Annotated in this window: 16 protein-coding genes; 14 read left to right on the top strand and 2 right to left on the bottom strand. The window is 64.2% G+C overall.

What is annotated here, in order from left to right; genetic code table 11:
- Positions 1-201 precede the first annotated feature (201 nt).
- Positions 202-795: a TetR/AcrR family transcriptional regulator gene (locus FJ428_RS02125; RefSeq protein ID WP_140497923.1), complete on the bottom strand. Its 594-nt coding sequence runs from the start codon at positions 793-795 to the stop codon at positions 202-204.
- 246 nt (positions 796-1041) lie between these two features.
- On the opposite strand from FJ428_RS02125, the gene FJ428_RS02120 reads away from it, so the two are divergent.
- The 10 genes from FJ428_RS02120 to FJ428_RS02075 all read left to right on the top strand — a co-directional run bounded on the left by FJ428_RS02120 (position 1042) and on the right by FJ428_RS02075 (position 14657).
- Positions 1042-1290, top strand: coding sequence for a hypothetical protein (locus FJ428_RS02120; RefSeq protein ID WP_140497921.1), 249 nt, complete (start codon positions 1042-1044; stop codon positions 1288-1290).
- Positions 1284-4460, top strand: a complete 3177-nt coding sequence (locus tag FJ428_RS02115; protein WP_140558296.1) for a multidrug efflux RND transporter permease subunit — start codon at positions 1284-1286, stop codon at positions 4458-4460. Before FJ428_RS02120 ends, FJ428_RS02115 begins: the two co-directional genes overlap by 7 nt.
- A gap of 15 nt (positions 4461-4475) precedes the next feature.
- Positions 4476-5630 carry an efflux RND transporter periplasmic adaptor subunit gene (locus FJ428_RS02110; protein WP_140878851.1) on the top strand — a complete coding sequence of 385 codons (1155 nt, stop codon included), beginning with the start codon at positions 4476-4478 and terminating at the stop codon, positions 5628-5630.
- 176 nt (positions 5631-5806) lie between these two features.
- Positions 5807-6499, top strand: coding sequence for a GntR family transcriptional regulator (locus FJ428_RS02105; protein ID WP_140497917.1), 693 nt, complete (start codon positions 5807-5809; stop codon positions 6497-6499).
- A gap of 29 nt (positions 6500-6528) precedes the next feature.
- Complete coding sequence (locus FJ428_RS02100) at positions 6529-7635, top strand: mandelate racemase/muconate lactonizing enzyme family protein (protein ID WP_140878850.1); 1107 nt, start codon at positions 6529-6531, stop codon at positions 7633-7635.
- A complete protein-coding gene (locus FJ428_RS02095) occupies positions 7632-8816 on the top strand; it encodes a mandelate racemase/muconate lactonizing enzyme family protein (RefSeq protein WP_140878849.1) in 1185 nt (394 codons plus the stop codon). Before FJ428_RS02100 ends, FJ428_RS02095 begins: the two co-directional genes overlap by 4 nt.
- 233 nt (positions 8817-9049) lie before the next feature.
- A complete protein-coding gene (locus tag FJ428_RS02090; RefSeq protein ID WP_140514726.1) occupies positions 9050-10714 on the top strand; it encodes an ABC transporter substrate-binding protein in 1665 nt (554 codons plus the stop codon).
- Positions 10715-10784: 70 nt separating this feature from the next.
- Complete coding sequence (locus FJ428_RS02085) at positions 10785-11738, top strand: ABC transporter permease (RefSeq protein WP_140498118.1); 954 nt, start codon at positions 10785-10787, stop codon at positions 11736-11738.
- Positions 11735-12613: an ABC transporter permease gene (locus tag FJ428_RS02080; protein ID WP_140497909.1), complete on the top strand. Its 879-nt coding sequence runs from the start codon at positions 11735-11737 to the stop codon at positions 12611-12613. The genes FJ428_RS02085 and FJ428_RS02080 overlap by 4 nt, the downstream gene beginning before the upstream one ends.
- Positions 12606-14657 carry an ABC transporter ATP-binding protein gene (locus FJ428_RS02075; RefSeq protein WP_140514724.1) on the top strand — a complete coding sequence of 684 codons (2052 nt, stop codon included), beginning with the start codon at positions 12606-12608 and terminating at the stop codon, positions 14655-14657. The genes FJ428_RS02080 and FJ428_RS02075 overlap by 8 nt, the downstream gene beginning before the upstream one ends.
- 22 nt (positions 14658-14679) lie before the next feature.
- Here FJ428_RS02075 and FJ428_RS02070 read toward each other — a convergent pair whose 3' ends face one another.
- Positions 14680-15582, bottom strand: a complete 903-nt coding sequence (locus FJ428_RS02070) for a LysR family transcriptional regulator (RefSeq protein WP_140878848.1) — start codon at positions 15580-15582, stop codon at positions 14680-14682.
- A 114-nt stretch (positions 15583-15696) separates the two neighbouring features.
- Here FJ428_RS02070 and FJ428_RS02065 point away from each other — a divergent pair, with 114 nt between their 5' ends.
- The 4 genes from FJ428_RS02065 to FJ428_RS02050 all read left to right on the top strand — a co-directional run bounded on the left by FJ428_RS02065 (position 15697) and on the right by FJ428_RS02050 (position 20660).
- Positions 15697-17352 (top strand): ABC transporter substrate-binding protein, encoded by a 1656-nt coding sequence (locus tag FJ428_RS02065; protein WP_140878847.1) that lies wholly within the window; start codon positions 15697-15699, stop codon positions 17350-17352.
- Positions 17353-17523: 171 nt separating this feature from the next.
- Positions 17524-18393, top strand: a complete 870-nt coding sequence (locus FJ428_RS02060) for a DUF427 domain-containing protein (RefSeq protein ID WP_140497901.1) — start codon at positions 17524-17526, stop codon at positions 18391-18393.
- Positions 18394-18473: 80 nt separating this feature from the next.
- Positions 18474-19238, top strand: coding sequence for an SDR family oxidoreductase (locus FJ428_RS02055; protein WP_140878846.1), 765 nt, complete (start codon positions 18474-18476; stop codon positions 19236-19238).
- A 447-nt stretch (positions 19239-19685) separates the two neighbouring features.
- A complete protein-coding gene (locus FJ428_RS02050; RefSeq protein WP_140818342.1) occupies positions 19686-20660 on the top strand; it encodes an ABC transporter substrate-binding protein in 975 nt (324 codons plus the stop codon).
- Positions 20661-20671: the final 11 nt, after the last annotated feature.

Genomic DNA, 20671 nt, shown 5'->3' with positions numbered 1-20671 from the left:
GATGCGATGCCGGCGCTGAGTGGGGTGCACCTCCTCCCGCACCACATTCGAAATCGAGCCCGCTGCCACCTCCTCCCGGCAGCGGGCTTTTTTATTGCATGCCGGACATTTCCGGGAACGGCAGGGAATCCACGCAACATCAAAGCCACGGCAAACCGGAAGCGCACGCGCTGTCCGGCGCCAATGAGCCTTGCCGATGGATCAGCCCGCGGCGGCTCCGCCCCTGAAGGACTGGATCAACCCTTCCGCCATGCGCACCAATTGCGCGCTGGGACCTTCGGTGCCAACGGTCTGCACGCTCACGCGCGCGCCTTCGCACAGCAGCGAAAGCGTATCGGCCAGAAGTTCGGCCTGGCCGATGCCGGCGCCCCGGCAGAGCGCCACCAAGCGCTCGCGCTGGGCTTCCTTGAGTTCCTTGATCACGCGCCTGGCCGGATGGTCGGGTTCAGTCAGCTCAACCGCGGCGTTGGCCATGTCGCAGCCCCGGCAATCGGCCGTAAGCATCTCGGCCGCCTTGCGAACCCAGGCATGCAGTTGCGCGAGCTTGTCGCCCGGGTGCTCGGCTTCGAATGCGTCCCACATCGCGCCGGCCTTTGATGCGGTGGCGCGCAGGCATTCGATGATCAGATCGTCCTTGGATTCGAAATGACGGTAGAGCGTCATCTTGTTCGTGCCGGCAGCCTCGGTGATGGCGTCGACGCCGACGCCCTTGATGCCGTGCTTGTGGAACATGTCGCGCGCCGTCTCCAGGATCCGATCCCGGGGACGAGGACGCTCCACGACGCCGTCTGTCATCATTGATCTCCTTTCGTTTCCAAAAATCCCTCGGCCACCTCTTGACTAGGGTGTTACCGGTCTGTAACTTCCAGAATGTTACTTACTGGTAACACCTATGGCGTCCGCCGTCAATAACAAGACCGTGATCTGGTCCGGCCAGATCGGGGCGGGCGAAAAATTGCATTTCATGCGGCTCCGGCCGGTGAAGAGATGAAAAACGGTTCGCGAGCATGGGCTGCGAATCGACAGACAAGGAGCCGGCCAATGCCACAGCGCCGCGATCTTACCATAGATGAAGCCGTCCGGGATCCGATGATCCGGCTGGTCATGAAAGCCGACGGGGTCGATCCGCGCGCTTTCGAAACAATGCTGCGCACGCTTGCCGGTTCGCAGCGCGGCGAGGTGCCGTTGCTCCGTTCGTCGGAAGAGTTCGGACGCGGCCAGAGGCTGTCCAGGGTTGCCACTGCGTTCGGCAGGGCAAGAGCAGCCGGAGAGGCGTGCGTGTCGTGGTAAACTTCTTCATTCACCGCCCGATCTTCGCCTCGGCGATCGCCATCATCATGGTGCTCGCCGGGACGATTTGTTATTTCCTGCTGCCCGTCTCGCAGTTTCCCGACATCACACCGCCGCAGGTCGTGGTCAGCGCCCACTATCCGGGAGCCAGCGCGCAGGTGGTCGCCGACACTGTGACGACGCCGCTGGAGCAGCAGATCAACGGCGTGCAAGGCATGACCTACATGTCGTCGACCAGCTCCAATGACGGTTCCTCGACGATCACCATCACCTTCGATGTCGGCTATTCCCTGAGCACCGCCGCCGTCGACGTCCAGAACCGCGTCTCGCAGGCTGCCTCGTCGCTGCCGGCGATCGTCAATCAGGGCGGCGTGACTATCAAGAAGCAGAATCCGAACTTTGTCCTCATCGTCAACCTCACCTCGCCCGACGGCTCCGTCGACCCGGTGGCGCTGTCGAACCTTGCCTATCTGCAAGTGGTCGACCCGCTGAAGCGGCTGCCCGGTGTCGGTGACGTGCAGATCTTCGGCGAGCGGCGCTATTCGATGCGCGTCTGGCTCGATCCGGACAAGCTCGCCAATCTCGGCATCACCGCCGTCGACGTCCAGAACGCCATTGCCGAGCAGAACGTCCAGGTGGCCGCCGGCAAGATCGGCCAGTCTCCGGCGCCTGCCGGCACCGCTTTCGAGATGCAGGTCAATGCCGTCGGCCGGTTGAGCGATCCCAAGGAGTTCGGCGACATCGTGGTGCGCGCCAACACCACCACCGGCTCGCTGGTGCGGCTGCGCGACGTCGCCCGCATCGAGCTCGGCGCCCTGCAATATTCGTCGTCGGCCTTTTTCGGCAAGGACCCGACCGTGGTGCTCGCCGTCTACCAGATGCCCGGCTCCAACGCGCTCGATCTGCAGCAGCGCGTCAAGGACAAGATGCAGGAGCTGTCCGCCCGCTTCCCCAAGGGCGTCAGCTATGCCATGCACTACGACACGACGCGCTTCGTCTCGGCCTCCATGCATGACGTGCTGATCACGCTTGGCGAGGCTCTGGTTCTCGTCGTCGCCGTGGTGTTCATCTTCCTGCAAAGCTGGCGCACCACAATCATTCCGACGATCGCCATTCCGGTGTCGCTGGTGGCGACGCTCGTCGTCATGGAGATGATGGGCTTCTCGCTCAACATGCTCTCCCTGCTCGGCATGGTGCTGGCGATCGGCCTTGTCGTCGATGATGCCATCGTGGTGGTCGAGAATGTCGAACGACAGCTCGAGGCCGGGCTGAAACCGCTGGCAGCGACGAAAGCCGCCATGGCCGAGGTCACCGGTCCGATCATCGCCACCACAGCCGTGCTGATGGCCGTCTTCGTGCCGGTCGCCTTCATCCCCGGCGTTTCGGGACGCCTCTACAACCAGTTCGCGCTGACGGTGGCGATCTCGGTCGGCATTTCCGCCTTCAATTCGCTGACGCTGAGCCCGGCGCTGAGCGCCGCCTTCCTGCGCCATCGCCAAGGCACGCAATTCGTGCTGTTCCGCTGGTTCAATTCGGGCTTTGACAGGCTGTCGCATGCCTATGCCAATGGCGTGCGCATCCTCATCCGTTTGCGCTGGATCATGCTCGGCCTGTTCGCGGCCGGGCTGGTCGCCACCTATTTCGTCTGGGCGAAGCTTCCCTCGACCTTCCTTCCGGTCGAGGACCAGGGCTATTTCTTCGTCGTCATCCAGTTGCCCGACGGCGCTTCGCTGGAACGCACCGACGCGGTGGCGCAGAAGGCGCGCGACATCCTGCAATCGACGCCCGGCGTCGACATCGTCGGCTCGATCAGCGGCCTGAACTTCCTGACCAGTGCCGCGCAGTCGAATTCCGCGGTCGAATTCGCCATCCTGAAGCCGTGGGAAGAGCGTGGCCCCGACCAGAGCGCCTCCAAGCTCGTCGCCGACGTGCGCGGCAAGCTGATGCAGATCCCGGAGGCGTTCGCGCTCTCCTTCGATCCGCCCTCGATCCCGGGTATCGGCACCACGGGCGGCTTCGAATTCGTCGTCGAGGACCTTACCGGCCGCGGCAGCACCGCGCTCAACGACGCAACGCAAGCCGTGATCGCCGAGGCGCGCAAGCAGCCGGAAATCAACCCGCAGCAGCTTTTCTCCCCGTTCTCGACCTCGACGCCGCAGTTCAACTACGACCTCGACCGCGCCAAGGCGAAGCTGCTCGGGCTTAACCTGCCTGACGTCTTCAACACGCTGCAGATCTATCTCGGCTCGCTCTACGTCAACGACTTCAACCTGTTCGGCCGCACCTTCCGGGTGACCATCCAGGCCGACAAGGATGCACGCGCGGGTGCGGCCGACATTTCGCGGCTCTATGTGCGCAATGCCTCCGGCGGCATGGTGCCGCTCAGCACGCTGGGCAAGCTGGTGCCGTTCGTCGGCCCGGAAACGGTGCCGCACTACAACAACAACGCCTCGGCCTCGATCAATGGCGGCGCCGCGCCCGGCTATTCGTCGGGCCAGGCGGTCGCCGCCATGGAGCGGGCCGCCGCCACGGCTCTACCAAGGGATTTCGGCTTCGAATGGACCGGCATCACCTTCCAGGAGCTCAAGGCGGGATCGATTGCGTCGGTCGTCTTCGGCCTCGCCATCGTCTTCGTCTTCCTGATCCTGGCGGCGCAATATGAGAGCTGGGCGATGCCGTTCATGGTGCTGCTGGCAGTGCCGCTCGCCTTGTTCGGCGCGTTCGTGGTGCTGTGGGTGCGCGGCATGCAGATCGACGTCTACTCGCAGATCGGCTTCGTCATGCTGATCGGCCTGGCGGCGAAGAACGCCATCCTGATCGTCGAGTTCGCCCGGCGACGGCGCGAAGAAGGCCTCAGCATCGTCGAAGCGGCGATGGAAGCGGCACGGCTGAGGCTGCGGCCGATCCTGATGACGGCCTTCGCCTTCATCCTGGGCGTGCTGCCGCTGATGTTCGCGACCGGCGCCGGTGCTGCCAGCCGTCAATCGATCGGCACCACCGTCTTCGGCGGCATGGTGGCGGCGACCATCCTGTCGCTGGTGTTCGTGCCGGTCTTCTATGCGGTCATCGAACAGCTGCGCGAACGGCGCGGCGGCGACGAGCCCGCTTCCCTGCATTCCGAACCAACTGCCGAACCCGCCTTGCCGCCCATGGCGCAAGCGGCCGAATAAGATTGGAGACTGAACATGCGTAAATGGAAAATCGCTTTGGGCGCCGCTGTCGCGCTGGGTGCAATCTCGGTGGCGAGCGTTCACCTGCTCGATATGGGCAGCCTCAGCCTCAATGCCGGCACGGCCGGAGCGGCAACGCCCGCTCCCGCGGCATTCGTCATGCCGGTGCCGGTGACCAGCGTGGTGAAGAAGACGATCCCGATCTATCTCGACTATGCCGCCCGCACCGAACCGATCCGCAGCGTCACGCTGCAGGCCAGAGTGCCGGGCTACCTGGAAGAGCAGGCCGCCGAAGACGGCGCCGACGTCAGGAAGGGCGACCTCCTCTACAAGATCGCGCCGCAGGACTTCCAGGCGGCGCTCGACCAGGCGAAGGCGCAGGTGCAGCGTGATACAGCGACGCTCGACTATGCCCGCTCCAATCTCGGCCGCGGCACCGAGCTCGCCAAGAGCGGCTATCTGGCCAAGGACAGCTTCGACCAGCGCACCAGCACCTTGCGCGAGGCGCAGGCGTCGCTGGCGCTCAACCAGGCGGCGGTCCGCTCGGCCGAGCTCAATTTGAGCTATTCGGAGATTCGCGCTCCCTTCGCAGGCCGCATCGGCCGTAACCAGGCCTCGATCGGCACGCTGGTCAGCGTCGCCGGCACGGTGCTCAACACGCTGGTGCAGCTCGACCCGATCTATGTAACCTTCAATCCGAGCGAGAGCGATCTGGCGCAGATCGAGGAAGCTCGTGCCGCTGGCCCGATCGAGGTCGAGGTGCTGCTCCCGGGCGAGACCGAAGCCCATCAGAAGGGTGAACTCACCTTCATCGACAACACGATCGACCATTCGACCGGCACCATCACCGCGCGCGCCACCATCGGCAACGCCAAGTTCGCGCTGCTGCCTGGCCAATATGTCCGCGTCCGGCTGCACGTCAAACAGCAGCCCGATGCGCTTATGGTGCCGCAGGTGGCACTGGGTTCGAGCCAGCTCGGCAAATATCTCTACGTCGTCGGCAAGGGCAACACGGTCGACCAGCGGCTGGTCTCGACCGGGCCGACCAGCGGCGACCTGGTGGCCATCCTGAGCGGAGTCACGGAAGGCGACCGGGTGATAACAGGCAATCTGCAGAAGATCGGCCCTGGAATGCCGATTTCGCCACTGCCACAGAAACCGGCCACCTGACTCCCCCGCAGGCCCGGTTTCAGCGCGGCGCCCCGGCCTTCCCACAGGTCGCGGGCGCCGCTTTTGCGAGCAGCTCCGCCCGACCAGTACCGGCCATGTGAAAAAAGCCGCAAAAGTCCTTGTTAGATTGTCGACAATCTGCTTGTCTTGCCCTTGTTTCGTCGGGAGTGGCCGGGATGGCAAAGGCGGATTTCAGTCCAATCGCGGATACGACCCGACGCGCGGAGATCGTGGCGCTGCTGCGACGGGCAATCCTGACCGGCCAGTTGGAGCCGGGCCAGAAGCTCAACGAGCTGCGGATTTCCGAGCAGATGCGCGTCAGCCGCGCGCCTTTGCGCGAAGCAATGCGCGAGCTGGTGCAGGAAGGCATCCTGACCAGCATCCCCTATGCCGGCACCTTCGTCATCAATGTCACCGCCAAGGACATCGACGATGTCTACTCGCTCAACAAGGTGCTCGACGAATTCGCCATCGAGCGGACATGGGAGCTGCGCGACCGGCGCTTTTTCGATGAGCTCGACCGGCGCCATGAGGCGGTGAAGCAGGCGACGCGCGACCGCGACACCACAAGGCAGATCGAAACCGCGCTGCAACTGCATGGCCTGATTCACGAATGGGCCGACAATTCCGTTCTTTTGGAAACATGGCAACGGCTGACCAGCCGGTTGCAGATGTATTTTGCCCTGCACCAACAGGCACGCAACGAAGCGGTGCCTGCCGAGAACGTTCACGAGACTTACGTGCGGCTGCTCAAGGGCGACGACATGCGCGCTGCCCAGCGCCACGCCCGCGAGCATATAGACCACGACTTCGAAGAGCTTCTTGCCTACGCGCGCGCTCTCGAACGTCGCCCGTCGAAAGGCGCTTGATACTTCCCCAGCGGACAACGGACATTAACGTGCAGATCGCAACCATCAAAGCCTACCATGTCGTGCAGCCCTTCGTGGACGGCCCCTACCGCATGTCCAAGGGGCGCGTCGCCGACGCCTTCGACGCGGTGATCGTCGCCATCACCTCGAACGATGGCATCACCGGTTGGGGCGAGATGGCGCCGCTCGGCAATTTCTATTCGGCCGCCTTCCCGGCGGGCGCCCGTGCCGGCGTTATGGAGATCGCCCCGCACCTCATCGGCCACGACCCGCGCGGCCTCGCCGGCATCGGCCGGCTGATGGACATCGTGTTCAAAGGGCATCCCTACATCAAGTCGGCGCTCGACATGGCCTGCTGGGATCTCGCCGCGCGCGCCGCCGACGTGCCGCTGGTGACGATGCTGGGCGGCAAGGAGAGCGACACGGCCGAGCTTTACAAGGTCGTCACCCATGGCAGCGTCGATGCCATGGCCGCCCTTGCGCAGCGCATCGTCCAGGACGGCTTCCACCGGCTGCAGGTCAAGGTCGGCGGCAACGTTCGCGACGACATCGAACGCGTCACGGCGGTCGCCGCCTCAGTGCCGAAAGACACTGTCATCTTCTGCGATGCCAATGCCGGCTGGACGCACTACCAGGCGCGCCAGTTCGCTGATGCGACGCGCTCGATCGATTACACATTCGAGCAACCCTGCACGACGATCGAGGAAAACATGTCGGTGCGCCGCATGCTCGACAAGCCGATGGTGCTCGACGAATCCGTCACCTCGCTGGAGGACATGCTGGAAATTCATCGCCGGGGCGCGGCCGACGGGCTGACGCTGAAGATCTCGCGGCTCGGCGGCGTCGGCAGGACCCGGCTGATCCGCGATGTCGCCGTCGACCTCGGCTTCATGATCACCGTCGAGGATACCGGCGGCGCCGAGATCGACACGGCGGCTATGGCGCATCTGTCGCTGTCGACGCCGCAGGAGCGCCGCCTGCACGCCATCGCCTTCCACGAATGGGTGACGGTGCGCACGGCGTCGAACAAGCCGCCGGTCACCGGCAGCCGCATGGGCGTTCCGGATGGTCCGGGCCTCGGCATCGACGTCGTCCCGGATCTGCTCGGCAAGCCCTTCTTCGAGGTCGGCCGGTGAAAATCCGCGGCATCAACGCGACGCCGATCAACCTCAGGCTCGAGGCGCCTTACGCCTGGGTGTTCGGTGAACTCGACGGCTTCTCGCCGACCATTGTCGAAGTGGAGACCGAAGATGGCCTGATCGGCCTCGGCGAAGCACCGATACCGGCGGCAGCCGCGATCATCAACGACATCCTGGCACCGCGGCTCGTGGGCCGCGACGCCTTCGACATCGCCGGCGCCGAGCATGTCTGCCTCCCCTACTGGACCGGCGTGCAGTCGATCAACGACCGCACCCGCATCATGGCCTTCGGCGCGATCGAGATGGCGCTCTGGGACCTGCGCGGCAAGGTGTGGAACCAGCCGCTCTACCAACTGCTCGGCGGCGCCGTGCGCAAGGAGATCCCGTTCACCGATTACTTTTCGCTGCGCGGCGACGGGCCAAGCGTGAAAGGCGAGACGACAGCGGAGGAAGTCGCCGACTACTGCGTCGAGCTTCATGAGACCCACGGAACGACCTTCTTCGAAGGGAAGTTCTCGACGCAGGATCCAAAAATCTCGCTGAAGATGATCGAATTGATCCGCAGGAAGCTCGGCGACGATGCAATGATCCGCATCGATTCCAACCAGGCCTATTCGCTCAGCACCGCCCGGCGACTGACGCGGCCGCTGGAAGAGCTTAGCGTGCGCAATTGGGAGGATCCAGTGGCGACGATCGAGGAGATGCGCGAACTCAGGCGCCATTGCTCGATCCCGTTCTCGACCCACAACATCGACATCGCCCGCGCCATGGACCTCAAGGTGCCCGACGCCTTCGTCGGCAATCCAACCGCGCATGGCGGCATCGGCCGCATGCTGCGCTTCGTCGGCGCCTGCGAGCACGCCGGCATCGATTTCTGGTGCTACAGCGGCGACAGCGGCATCGGCAGCGCCGCCTACCTGCATCTATGCGCGGCGCTCGGCTGGATACGGGAACCGAACCAGTCGCTGTTTCGCATGCAACCGACCGACATCACCGAGGAAGGACCGTTTTGCCCGAGGAACAATGTCGTGCCTGTGCCGGAGGGGCCCGGTCTCGGCATCACATTGTCGCGAGAACGGCTCGCTGCCTGCCATCGCGACTTCGCCGAGAACGGGCCCTGCAACAAATATCACGATCCGGCAAAGCCCGGAACTTACCGTCGTTTGCCGCTGAACTAGATGAGGGCGGCCGGCCAAAACAGAAGAAACCAGCCACCGCGATCCCGATCGGAAAGGGTGGCCACGGACCAGAGGAAGCAGTGCAGCCCAGAAACCGGCACGTCCACGCCAAGGACTGGATGGACCGGACAAAACCGCGTGCTACAGTCCCGGTCTACAGGCCTCTGGCGACCGGAAACGGTGTAGTCGCGAATTTTCGTCAACCATAAGAAACAGGGGAAAGGGTCAAACCCATGAGCAAGAATTATCGCATTCTCGACCTCATCCGGCGCAACCGCTCGCCGCTCGAAAATCACCTCATCGACGGTCTCGTCGACGGCCGTGTCAGCCGCCGCGACTTCATCCGCCATGGCAGCCTGCTCGGCCTGTCGCTGCCGCTGCTGGGCGGCATCACCACGGCCGCGGGCCTCGGCGCCATGCCGTCGCTCGTCCGGGCGCAAGGCGCGCCAGGCGCCACAATCCGCGTCGCAAGCAGCGTGCCGGCGGCGACGATCGATCCTGTCACCATCGCCGATGCCGGCGGCCTGCTGATCATGCAGCAAGTCGCGGAGTTCCTCTGCGTCGACGGCCCCGATCTCGTGCTCAAGCCGGCGCTGGCTGAAAGCTGGAAGCCGAACGACAACGGCTCGGTGTGGACTTTCAAGCTGCGCAAGGGCGTGAAGTTCCATAGCGGCGGCGAGATGAAGGCCGACGACGTGGTGGCCAGCATCGACCGGATCGCCGACCCGGCCAACTCGTCCAACGCACTGTCGGTGTTCACCGGCATCCTGTCGAAGGGCGCCAGCAAGAAGGTCGACGACTACACGGTGGAATTCCACCTCGACGCCCCGAACGGCAACTTTCCCTACATGGTGTCGTCCGACAATTACAACGCCGTCATCGTGCCGGCGAGTTACAAGGGCGACTACGAAAAGAGCTTCGACGGCACCGGGCCCTTCAAGATCGACAAATACACGCCAAAGGTCGGCGCGTCCTTCGTCCGCAACGAAGGCTACTGGGGCGAGAAGGCGCTGCCGGAACGCACCGAATTCACCTTCTTTGCCGACATGCAGCCAATGATCCTGGCGCTGCAGGGCGGGCAGGTCGACATCATCAACCAGATGCCTGTGCTGTCTGGCGTGGCGCTGCTCAACGATCCCAACATCGACATCATCAGCCTGAAATCGTCGGCGCACCAGCAACTGCACCTGCGCTGCGACGACGGGCCGATGAAGGATGCGCGCGTGCGCCGCGCCATCGCGCTCAGCCTGGACCGCGACAAGCTGGTCGCGGGCCTGATGAAGGGGCGCGCCGTGGCTGGCAACGACAGCCCGTTCGCCCCGGTTTATCCCTCGACCGATGCGAGCGTGCCGCAGCGCAAGCAGGACATCGCGCAGGCCAAGCAACTCATGGAGGCGGCGGGCGCGGGCAAGGGCTTCAAGATGACGCTGACCACCGAGCGCTATCTCGAAATCCCCGAATACGCCCAGCTCATCCAGAACTGGGTCAAGGAAATCGGCATCGAGCTCGAGCTCAACATCCTCGACCAGAGCGCCTATTACGGCGACGCCGTGTTCGGCAAATCGAACTGGCTGGACTCGGAAATGGGCATCACCGACTACGGCCACCGCGGCGTGCCGAACGTCTATCTTGCCGCCCCGCTGAAGAGCGAAGGCACGTGGAACGCGGCGCACTTCAAGAACAAGGACTACGACGCGCTGGCGACCAGCTATATCGCGGCCCTCGATCTCGAAGCGCAGAAGGCGACGGCAGGCAAGATCCAGAAACTTCTGCTCGAGGAGACGCCGGTCATCTTCGGCTATTTCTACGACTATCTGACGGCGACGGCGAAGGGCGTGGCCGGCGTGCAGCCGACCGCGATGTCGCAGCTGTTCCTGGAAAAGGCGTCGAAGGCCTGAGCGGAAGGGAAAGCCAATCCTCTAACAGCCAGCTTCCTGACGGGAGCTGGCTACTCAGGGAGTGTTAGCCATTCTCTCCTTCCTTGTCCGGCGCGTCTCGCTTTCGCTCGTCACGCTGTTCCTGCTCAGCATCATGGTCTTCCTGGGCGGGCAGGTGCTGCCCGGCAATGTCGGGCGCGCCATATTGGGGCCGTTCGCCGACCAGCGCGCCGTCGATGCGCTCAACCATTCGCTCGGCGTCGACCGGCCACTGCTTGCCCAGTACTGGAGCTGGATTTCAAACTTCGTCCAGGGCGACATGGGCACGTCCTACATCTTCCGCTCGCCGGTCGCCCCCTTCGTCATCGATGCGCTGGGAAATTCGATGAAGCTGGCGGCGGTCGCCTTCGTGCTGGTGGTGCCGATCGGCATCCTTGGCGGCGTCGTCGCGGCCCTCAACCTCAACCGGCCGCTCGACCGCATCATCAGCCTTGGCGGCCTGTCAGTGACGGTGCTGCCGGAGTTCGTCACCGGCATCATCCTGATCCTGATCTTCGGCGTCTGGCTGCGCTGGCTGCCGATCTCGGCGGCATGGCCGCGCGATGCCGGTTTCTTCACGCAGCTTTACTACCTGATCCTGCCGGCGCTGCCGCTGTTCCTGGTGCTGTTCGGCTATATCGCGCGCATGGCGCGCTCGGGCATGATCGAGGCGCTCGATTCCGACTATACGCGAACCGCGGTGCTCAAGGGCCTGCCCTGGCGCACGGTGATCTGGCGCCATGTGCTGCGCAATGCGCTGCTGCCGACCATCACCGTCATTGCCACCCAGACCGGCTATCTCATCGGCGGGCTGGTGGTGATCGAGACGCTGTTCCGCTACCAGGGTATCGGCTCGCTGATCTTCACCGCTGCGCGCGGCAAGGATTTCCCGATGCTGGAATCGGGCATCCTGACCATTGGCATCGTGTATGCCGTGGCCACCCTTGTGGCCGACTTCCTCTATTCCGTGCTCAATCCACGCATCCGGCTGGGGTCAGAACAATGAGCGCCGTCCAGACCAGTCCCGCCAGACAGGACGACACCCGCCAGCGCAGCCCCCTGGCGGAGGTTTTGTCCTCGCTGCTTCGCTCCGGCACCTTCCTCGTCGGCATCACCATCGTGCTGTTCTGGGTCGCCTGTGCGCTGTTCGGCGAACATTTCGCGCCCTACGATCCGCTCGCCGACGACATCATCAACGCGCTGGCGCCGCCTTCGGCCGAACACTGGTTCGGCACCGACCAGATCGGCCGCGACGTCTTCTCGCGCGTCATCGTCGGCTCGCGCGACATCCTGACCGTGGCGCCGCTGGCGACATTGCTGGCGACGGTGGCCGGCACGGCGCTCGGGCTGCTCACCGGTTACTTCCGCGGTATCGTCGACGATGTCGTCAGCCGCATCCTGGAAGCCTTCATGGCAATCCCGGTGGTGATCGTGGCGCTGCTCGCCATCGTGGCGCTCGGCACGTCCAAGACCACCGTCATCGTGGTCATCGGCCTGAGCTTCGCGCCGATCATCGCGCGCACCGTGCGCTCGGCGGTGCTGGCTGAGCGCGAGCTCGACTATGTCGCCGCGGCCCAGCTCAGGCATGAGAGTGCGCTGCATACGATGTTCGTCGAGATCCTGCCCAACGTCATTCCGCCGATCCTGGTTGAAACGACCGTGCGGCTTGGTTATGCCATTTTCGCGGTTGCCACGCTTTCCTTCATGGGCTTCGGCATCCAGCCGCCGTCGCCGGACTGGGGGCTCTCGATTTCCAGCAATTACGGCATGATCGGCGGCGGCTTCTGGTGGACCGTGCTGTTCGACGCGCTCGCCATCGCCTCGCTGGTGATCGGCGTCAACCTGGCGGCCGACGGCGTGCATGGAGCCTTCAATGACTGAACCCTCCAAGACCCGGAAGGCGCAGGCCCAGAACGCACTCGACCTCAACGACCTGTCGGTCGCTTATCGTGTTTCCGGCCGAAACCGGGCGGTGCTGCGCAATCTCAGTCTCACCATCGGCCAAGGCGAGGCCTATGGGCTGGTCGGCGAATCCGGCTGCGGCAAATCCACGGTCGCCCTTTCCGTCGTGCGCTACCTGCCGCGAAACGGTTCCATATCAGGCGGCGCGATCTCGCTCGACGGACAGGACGTCATGAAGCTCGATGCCGAGGCGCTCAGAAAGATGCGAGCCGAAAGCGTCTCAATGGTCTATCAGGACCCCGGCAAGGCGCTGAACCCGTCGATCCGCATCGGTCGCCAGCTGACCGAGATCTTCGAGCTTGGGGGCAAAACGGGGCAGGCAGCCGAGGATCGCGCAATCGCCATGCTGAACCGGGTGCGGATCTCCGATCCGGTCAGCGTCATGCAACGCTATCCGCACCAGCTTTCCGGCGGCATGCAGCAGCGCGTGGCGATCGCCATGGCGCTGGCCAACGATCCTTCGATGCTGATCCTGGACGAGCCGACGACCGGCCTCGACGCGACCGTCGAAGCCGAGGTGCTCGACCTGATCGCGCAGCTGCGGCAAGAATTGTCGGCCTCGATCCTGTTCATCAGCCACAATCTCGCCGTCGTCTCCAACATGTGCGATCGCGTCGGCGTGCTCTATGCCGGCATGCTGGTCGAGGAAGGGCCGACGGAGGCCGTCTTCAACGATCCGCGCCATCCCTATACGGTAGCGCTGCTGCGCTGCCTGCCGCGCGGCGGCCAGCGCAAGGACCAGGGCCGCCTCGACACCATCCCGGGCTTTTTGCCCGGCATCGGGGCCGACATCAAGGGCTGCCCCTTCACCGACCGCTGCGCTCTCGCTACCGACCGCTGCCGCAACGAGTTGCCGCCGCTCTACGAACTGGGCGGCCGGCTGTCGCGCTGCCACTATCACGAGAAGGCGCAATCCCTGCCGCGCGCGACGCCCGGCGACGCGCCCGCCGCGCCGAAAGCCGCAGCCGCGCCGGTATTGCGGGTCGCCGGGCTGAACAAGACCTTTGCCAGCCATGGCCATTCGCTGCGCGCGGTGAAGGACGTGTCGCTCGATCTCAGGCCGGGCGAAACGCTCGGGCTGGTCGGCGAGTCCGGCAGCGGCAAGACCACTTTCGCCAGGCTGCTGCTCGGCCTCGTGCCGCCCGACGACGGCGGCAGCATCGAGCTCGAGGGCAAGGCGCTGGCGCCGCGGCTGGGGGACCGCAGCGACGACCAGGTCAAGGCGATGCAGATCGTCTTCCAGAACCCGGACTCCGCACTCAACCGCTCGCATTCGATAAGGCATCTGATCGGCCGCGCGCTGAAGCGGCTGGCCGGCTTGAGCGGCAAGGCGCTCGAGGCGCGCCTCGACGACCTCGTCCGCTCGGTGCGGCTGACCGACCGGCATCTGGCCGTGAAGCCGCGCCAGCTGTCGGGCGGGCTGAAACAACGCGTTGCCATAGCGCGCGCCTTCGCCGGCGATCCACGCATCGTCGTGTGCGACGAGCCGACCTCCGCGCTCGACGTGTCGGTGCAAGCCGCGATTCTCAACCTGCTCGCCGATCTGCAAGCGAAGGAAGACGTCAGCTACATCTTCATCTCGCATGACCTTGGCGTGGTGCGCTACCTCTCAGACAAGATCGCCGTGCTCTATCTCGGCCGCATCATGGAACTCGGCCCGTCGGAAGACGTCTTCTCCGGCCCGCATCATCCCTACACCGAAGCGCTGCTGTCGGCCGTGCCCAGGCTCGACCAGACCGAGACGGCGCGCATCCGTCTCGACGGCGAAATCCCCAGCGCCGCCAATCCGCCGCCGGGCTGTGTCTTCCACACGCGCTGCCCACGCAAGATCGGCCCGATCTGCGAACAGCAGGAACCGCCGCTGGCCGAGGCGCGCCCCGGGCACTCGATCCGCTGCCATATTCCCTACGCGGAACTCGCCAGGCTGCAGAGGCCGGCAGCGGTCGATACCGAGCCGGCGTAGCCGAACATACGGCCCCTGCCCTTCACGGATGGCCGGCCATGCTGAAGGACCGGTCGCCTTCGGCAAAGCCCTGCTCGCCGGCCCAATCCCTCGTCAGCGCCCGCAATCCCGCCAAGGCCACGTCGAGCACATCCGACGACGCCGGATTGCTGGGATAGGCAAGATAGATCGGCCGCTGGAACACGGGCGTGTTCGCGACGCGTTTCATTTCGCCGCGCTCGATATGGCCGCTGACGGCGCTGAGCGGCAGATAGGCGGCGGCTTGCTGCGACAGCACGTGCTGCAAACCGATGAAGACCAGGCCGGCCGAAATGGCCGGCTTGACCATGCCGGCAAACGCCCGATCATACTCGATGCGGAATTCGAGCCCCCAGTCCATCAGTATGTAGTTCTCGGTCCATGGCTTCGTCTGCGCGGCATGCTGGACAAGCACGACCTGATCGACGGCCAGCGTTTCGTAAACGATTCCGGGATGCGGCCGCGGCAGATAGAGGATGCAGATGTCGAGCAGGCCTTCGGCCAGTTGGTCGATCGCCAGATCGGGAAAACTGCCCTCGAGCCGTAACGCAACGTTCGGCCGCTCGGCGCGCATCCATTCGACCCATGGCGAAGTGATGCGCTCCCACAGATAGGCGGGCGCGGTCAGCCGGAGCAGTGTTTCATAGCCATCGGGAACGGCGATGTCCTGCCTCGATTGCTCCCAGGTGCGGGTGATGGCGGACGCATGCGGCAGGAACTGGCGGCCGGCCGGCGTCAGCGTGATGCCATCGCGGTCGCGGATGAAAAGCCGTCGCCCCAACTGCTCCTCCAGCACTCTTATCCGCGCACTGACGGTGGACTGGGCAAGGTTCAGCCGATTGGCCGCGACGGTGAAGCTGCCATGCTCGGCAATCTCCAGGAAACTGCGCAGGTTTTCGGTGTCCATGCCTTGGCTCTCCGCATCGAAAATTCCGATGGCCCCTATCAAAAAATATCGCTTTCCGCTCGCGGTCAACGATGAACTAGATGGCCTGCCCCAAGACAAGCGAGGATTGCAGCCATGCCGAAGCATTTCGAGAGGATCGACATCGCCCGCCGGAATCTCACTGCAATCGAAAATTCCGCTGTCGACGAATTGCTGGCCGGCCGGCTCGACCGGCGCGATTTCCTGCGCCATGGCAGCGTTCTCGGCCTTTCGCTGCCGTTCTTGGGCAGCCTTGTCGCCGCCGCCGGTCTCGGCACGCAAGAAGCCCGCGCCGAAGGCAAACCGGGCGGCACGGTGCGCGCCGGCGTGGCGACGCCAGGCGGGGCCATCGATCCCGTCACCTACTACGACAGCGGCAGCTACCAGCTGGTTTTCCAGACCGCCGAATTCCTCTGCGTCACACAGCCGGACCTCACGCTGAAGCCGGTGCTGGCGGAAAGCTGGTCGCCGAACGAGGACGGCAGCGTCTGGACGTTCAAGCTGCGCAAGGGCGTGAAATTCCACAATGGCGAGGACTTCAAGGCCGACGACGTCGTCGCGACCTTCGACCGGCTGGCCGACCCGGACGGGGCCTCGAACGCGCTTTCGGTGTTCAAGGGCCTGCTGTCGAAGGGCGGCACCCGCAAGGTCGACGACCACACCGTCGCCTTCCATCTCGACGTGCCGAACGGCAGCTTTCCCTATTCGGTGTCGATCGACAACTACAATGCCGTCATCCTGCCGGCGAGCTACAAGGGCGACTACGAAAAGACCTTTGAAGGCACCGGCCCGTTCCGGCTGGAGAGCTACACGCCGAAAGTCGGCGCTACCTTCATCCGCAACCCCGATTATTGGGGCGAGAAGGCGTTGCCCGACCGGCTCGAGTTCAAATTCTACGGCGATGTCCAGCCGCGCATCCTGGCGCTGCAGGCCGGCGAAGTGGACATTCTCGACGCCATTCCGCTCGATGTCAGCCAAGTGGTGCTGAACAGCCCCGACATCACCGTGCTGCGCGTCGCCTCGACCGCGCACCGCCAGCTCCACATGCGCTGCGACATGGCGCCTTTCACCGACAAGCGCGTGCGCCAGGCGCTGGCGCTGTGCATCGACCGTTCCAAGCTGGTGGATGGGCTGTGCCGCGGGATGGCGGCGACCGGCAATGACAGCCCGTTTGCGGCGGCCTTCCCCGCGACCGACAGAACGGTGCCGCAGCGCGCCCAGGACATCGCCAAGGCCAAGCAGCTTATGGAAGCCGTGGGCCTCAGCAGCGGCTTCGACATCACGCTGACGACGCTGCGCTACTCCGACATTCCCGGCTACGCGCAGCTGTTCCAGAACTTCGCCAAGGAGATCGGCGCGCGCGTCTCGCTCAACATCGAGGACCAGGACAAATATTACGGCAAGGCGGTGTTCGGTCAATCGGACTGGCTGGACAGCCCGCTCGGCATCACCGACTACGCCCATCGCAGCGTGCCGAACGTCTTCCTGAAAAGCCCGCTGGTCAGCGACGGCCCGTGGAATGCGGCGCATTTCAAGAGCGCCGCCTATGACGGCATGGTCAATTCCTATCTCAAGGCGCTCGACATCGGCGCGCAGCGGGCGGCGGCGTCAGACATCCAGAAGCTGCTGCTCGACGAGACGCCTGTCATCTTCAGCTATTTCCCCGACCTCCTGGTGCCGGTGCGCAAGAATGTCAGCGGGCTGCCGCCGATCGCCGCCGGCCTGCTGCTCGACCGGGTGTCGCTGGGATAGAGGCTGGATGGACAATTTCTGCTTTCGGGCGGCGAGGCTATCCGCCAGCGGGGCTGCGAAGGGCGATGGGGGGCCATCGTTCGAGCCGCTCGACTCAGGAGAAGCCCGCCGCCCGGAAACCCACTCCGAGACGACTCAATCCAGGTCCATCTCGCTTTGCGCCAGCACTCTATGACAAAAGAAAAGAAACGGGAGACTACCATTCGCAAGCCTCATTTGCGCGGCCGCGGGCCGCATTTTCCCTTGCTCGACACGATCGTGCAGTATGAGTTCGAGCCCGGCTACGTCGCCTTCACCATGCCGATGCAGAAGCGGCTGCGCGTGCAAGTGGGATCGATGATCGTCGCCGACACGACCAGGGCGCTGGTGTTCTACGAATCCGATCACCTGCCGGTCTACTATTTCCCGATGAGCGACGTGCGCGAGGAATTCCTGCTGCCGAGCAGGACGACGACGGAAGATCCGTTCAAGGGCCTGGCCACGCACTACTCGCTCAACACCGGCATCACGCTGGTCGAGGATGCCGCCTGGCGCTATCTCGACCCGGTCAAGGGCTGCCCACCGATCGCGGACTACATGTCCTTCTACTGGCCCAAGATGACGCATTGGTATGAGGAGGACGAGGAGATCTTCGTCCACGCCCGCGACCCGTTCCGGCGGGTCGACTGCCTGCCGTCCTCACGGCGGGTGCAGGTCATCCTGGACGGCGAGCAGGTCGCCGATTCACGGCGCGGCGTGTTCCTGTTCGAGACCGGCCATCCGGTACGCCATTATCTGCCGATCTCCGACACGCGGCTCGATATGTTCGCGCCCAGCCGCTACATCTCGCGCTGCCCCTACAAGGGCATCTCCAACTACTATCACGTGACGACGGGCAAGAAGCGCCACGAGAACCTCGTCTGGTACTATCCCGAGCCGGTGCATGAGGCGGAGCGCATCAAGGGCCTGGTCTGCTTCCATCACGAACTGGTCGACAAGATCCTGGTCGACGGCGTCGAGATCCCGAAAGAAGCCACGGCCGCCTCCGACGGCTATTTCTAGCCGTGTCGCAATGCCCGCGCTGAAGGCTTGATCGGAACGCGGGACAGCGCATACCCTCCCTGAAGCAGGGAGGGTTATCGATGGATCTTTTCAAGCTGGACGGCGATGTCGCGCTGGTTACCGGTGCCGGCAGCGGCATCGGCCAGGCAATCGCGATCGGATTGGCGCAGGCCGGCGCCGACGTCGCCTGTTTCGGCCATGCATCGAAGGGCGGGCTGGAGGAGACCGCACAGCGTATCACCGCGCTTGGGCGCAAGGCGCTGGTGCTGACGGGCACGGTGACGTCCGAGAGCGATCTCGCGGCGGCGACCGACCGCGTCGAGAGCGAACTCGGCGCCCTGACGATTGCCGTCAACAATGCCGGCATCGCCGGATCGGAGCCGGCCGAGACAATGGCCCTGGAGACGTGGCAGAAGGTGCACGAGGTCAATGTCGCCGGCGTGTTCCTTTCCTGCCAGGCCGAAGCGCGCAAGATGCTGGCGCGGCGCAAGGGCTCGATCGTCAACATCGCCTCGATGTCGGGCACCATCGTCAATCGCGGGCTGACGCAGGCGCATTACAATTCCTCGAAGGCCGCCGTCATCCACATGTCGAAGAGCCTCGCCATGGAGTGGGCCGACCGCGGCCTGCGCGTCAACGTGGTCAGCCCGGGCTACACGCTGACGCCGATGAACAAGAGGCCCGAGGTGGCGGAGGAGATCAAGATCTTCAAGCGCGACACGCCGATGGGGCGCATGGCGACGCCCGAGGAAATGGTCGGGCCGACCGTGTTCCTGGCCAGCCGCGCGTCGAGCTTCGTCACCGGCCTCGACCTGATCGTCGATGGCGGCTACGTCTGCTGGTAAGGTGGCTCGGCAGGTGGGTTGGGTGCGACCTCGCCTGCGGTCCGAATTATGCATCCAGCAAGCCTTAGTCATTGCGCGCGATAAGTGTTGGTATATATAATTTCATCTCATGAAACGGTTCTGGCGATGGGGCTTGCCGGGCCGATAGCCGAGGTCAGGGGACCCTGATGGCTCGCATTTTGCAGGGCGTCATAAGGCTGGCAATCGACCCGCAGGTGATCGTTGTCGCAGCGATCCGTCGGCAGCTATGACGCCGACCTTTCAGCACCATTTCCGCAAATCAAACACTCAGCACAATCCACCTGCGCCGGTTTTGGCCGCGCGATGGCGGAAACGGCCTTGCGCAACGGCAGGTCTTTCCAACACAATCAAGAAAAAACCCAGCAAGGGCAGAAAGACGCAAGAAGGGAACGAACGATAACCGTCACAGCTTGAAGGAGAACAAGCATGTCATTTCGGAGCGGAGTTTCTAAACTGTCCATGGGCGCCGCCGCGCTCGCGGCACTGAGCCTGCCAACGCTTTCCGTCCACGCCGCAGCCCCTGAATCCAACGATCCCATCAAGATCGCGCTGTTCGACTGGACCAGCGTCAATCTCAACGCCAAGATTCTCGGCGGTATTCTCGAAAAGCTCGGCTACACCGTCGAATATCCGACCGCCGATTACCTCTCCAGCCTGACCACCGGTCTCACCAATGGCGACCTCGATATCGGCCTGGAATTCTGGGACACGACCGCCGGCGAGGCGATGAAGGCTTCCGACGCCACCGGCCAGACCGAGCGCCTCGGCAAGCTCGGCCCCAAGGCCAAGGAAGAGTGGTGGTTCCCCGAATATATGAAGGAGAAATGCCCGGGCCTGCCCAATTGGGAAGCGCTGAAGGATCCGAAATGCGCCGAGGCCTTTTCGACGGCCGAGACGGCGCCCAAGGGTCGTTATCTCGGCGGTCCGGTGACCTGGGAGGGTTTTGACGACGAGCGCGTCGAGGCACTCAAATTGCCATTCACCGTCATCCACGCCGGCACCGACGCGGCGATGTTCGCGGAGCTCGATTCCGCTTACCAGCGCAAGGCGCCGATCATGCTGTGGATCTATTCGCCGCATTGGGCGCCGGCCAAATACAAGGGCGAATGGGTTCAATTCCCCGAATACACGCCCGAATGCTACAGCGACCCGAAATGGGGCACGAATCCCGACGCCAAATATGATTGCGGCAAGCCGCATGGCGAGATCTGGAAATATGCCTGGAACGGCATGAAGGACAAATGGCCCGTCGCCTACAAGGTGGCCAAGGCCTACACGGTCGACACCGACGAGCTCAACAAGATGAGCGGTGAGATCGACCTCGGCGGCAAGACGCCGGAGGACGTCGCCGCCGCCTGGATCGCCGCCCACGAAGCCGACTGGCAAGCCTGGGCACAGTGATTGCTCCGACT

The organism is Mesorhizobium sp. B2-8-1 (assembly GCF_006440955.1).
GTDB lineage: Bacteria > Pseudomonadota > Alphaproteobacteria > Rhizobiales > Rhizobiaceae > Mesorhizobium.
This window is presented reverse-complemented; position numbering and strand designations above follow the sequence as displayed.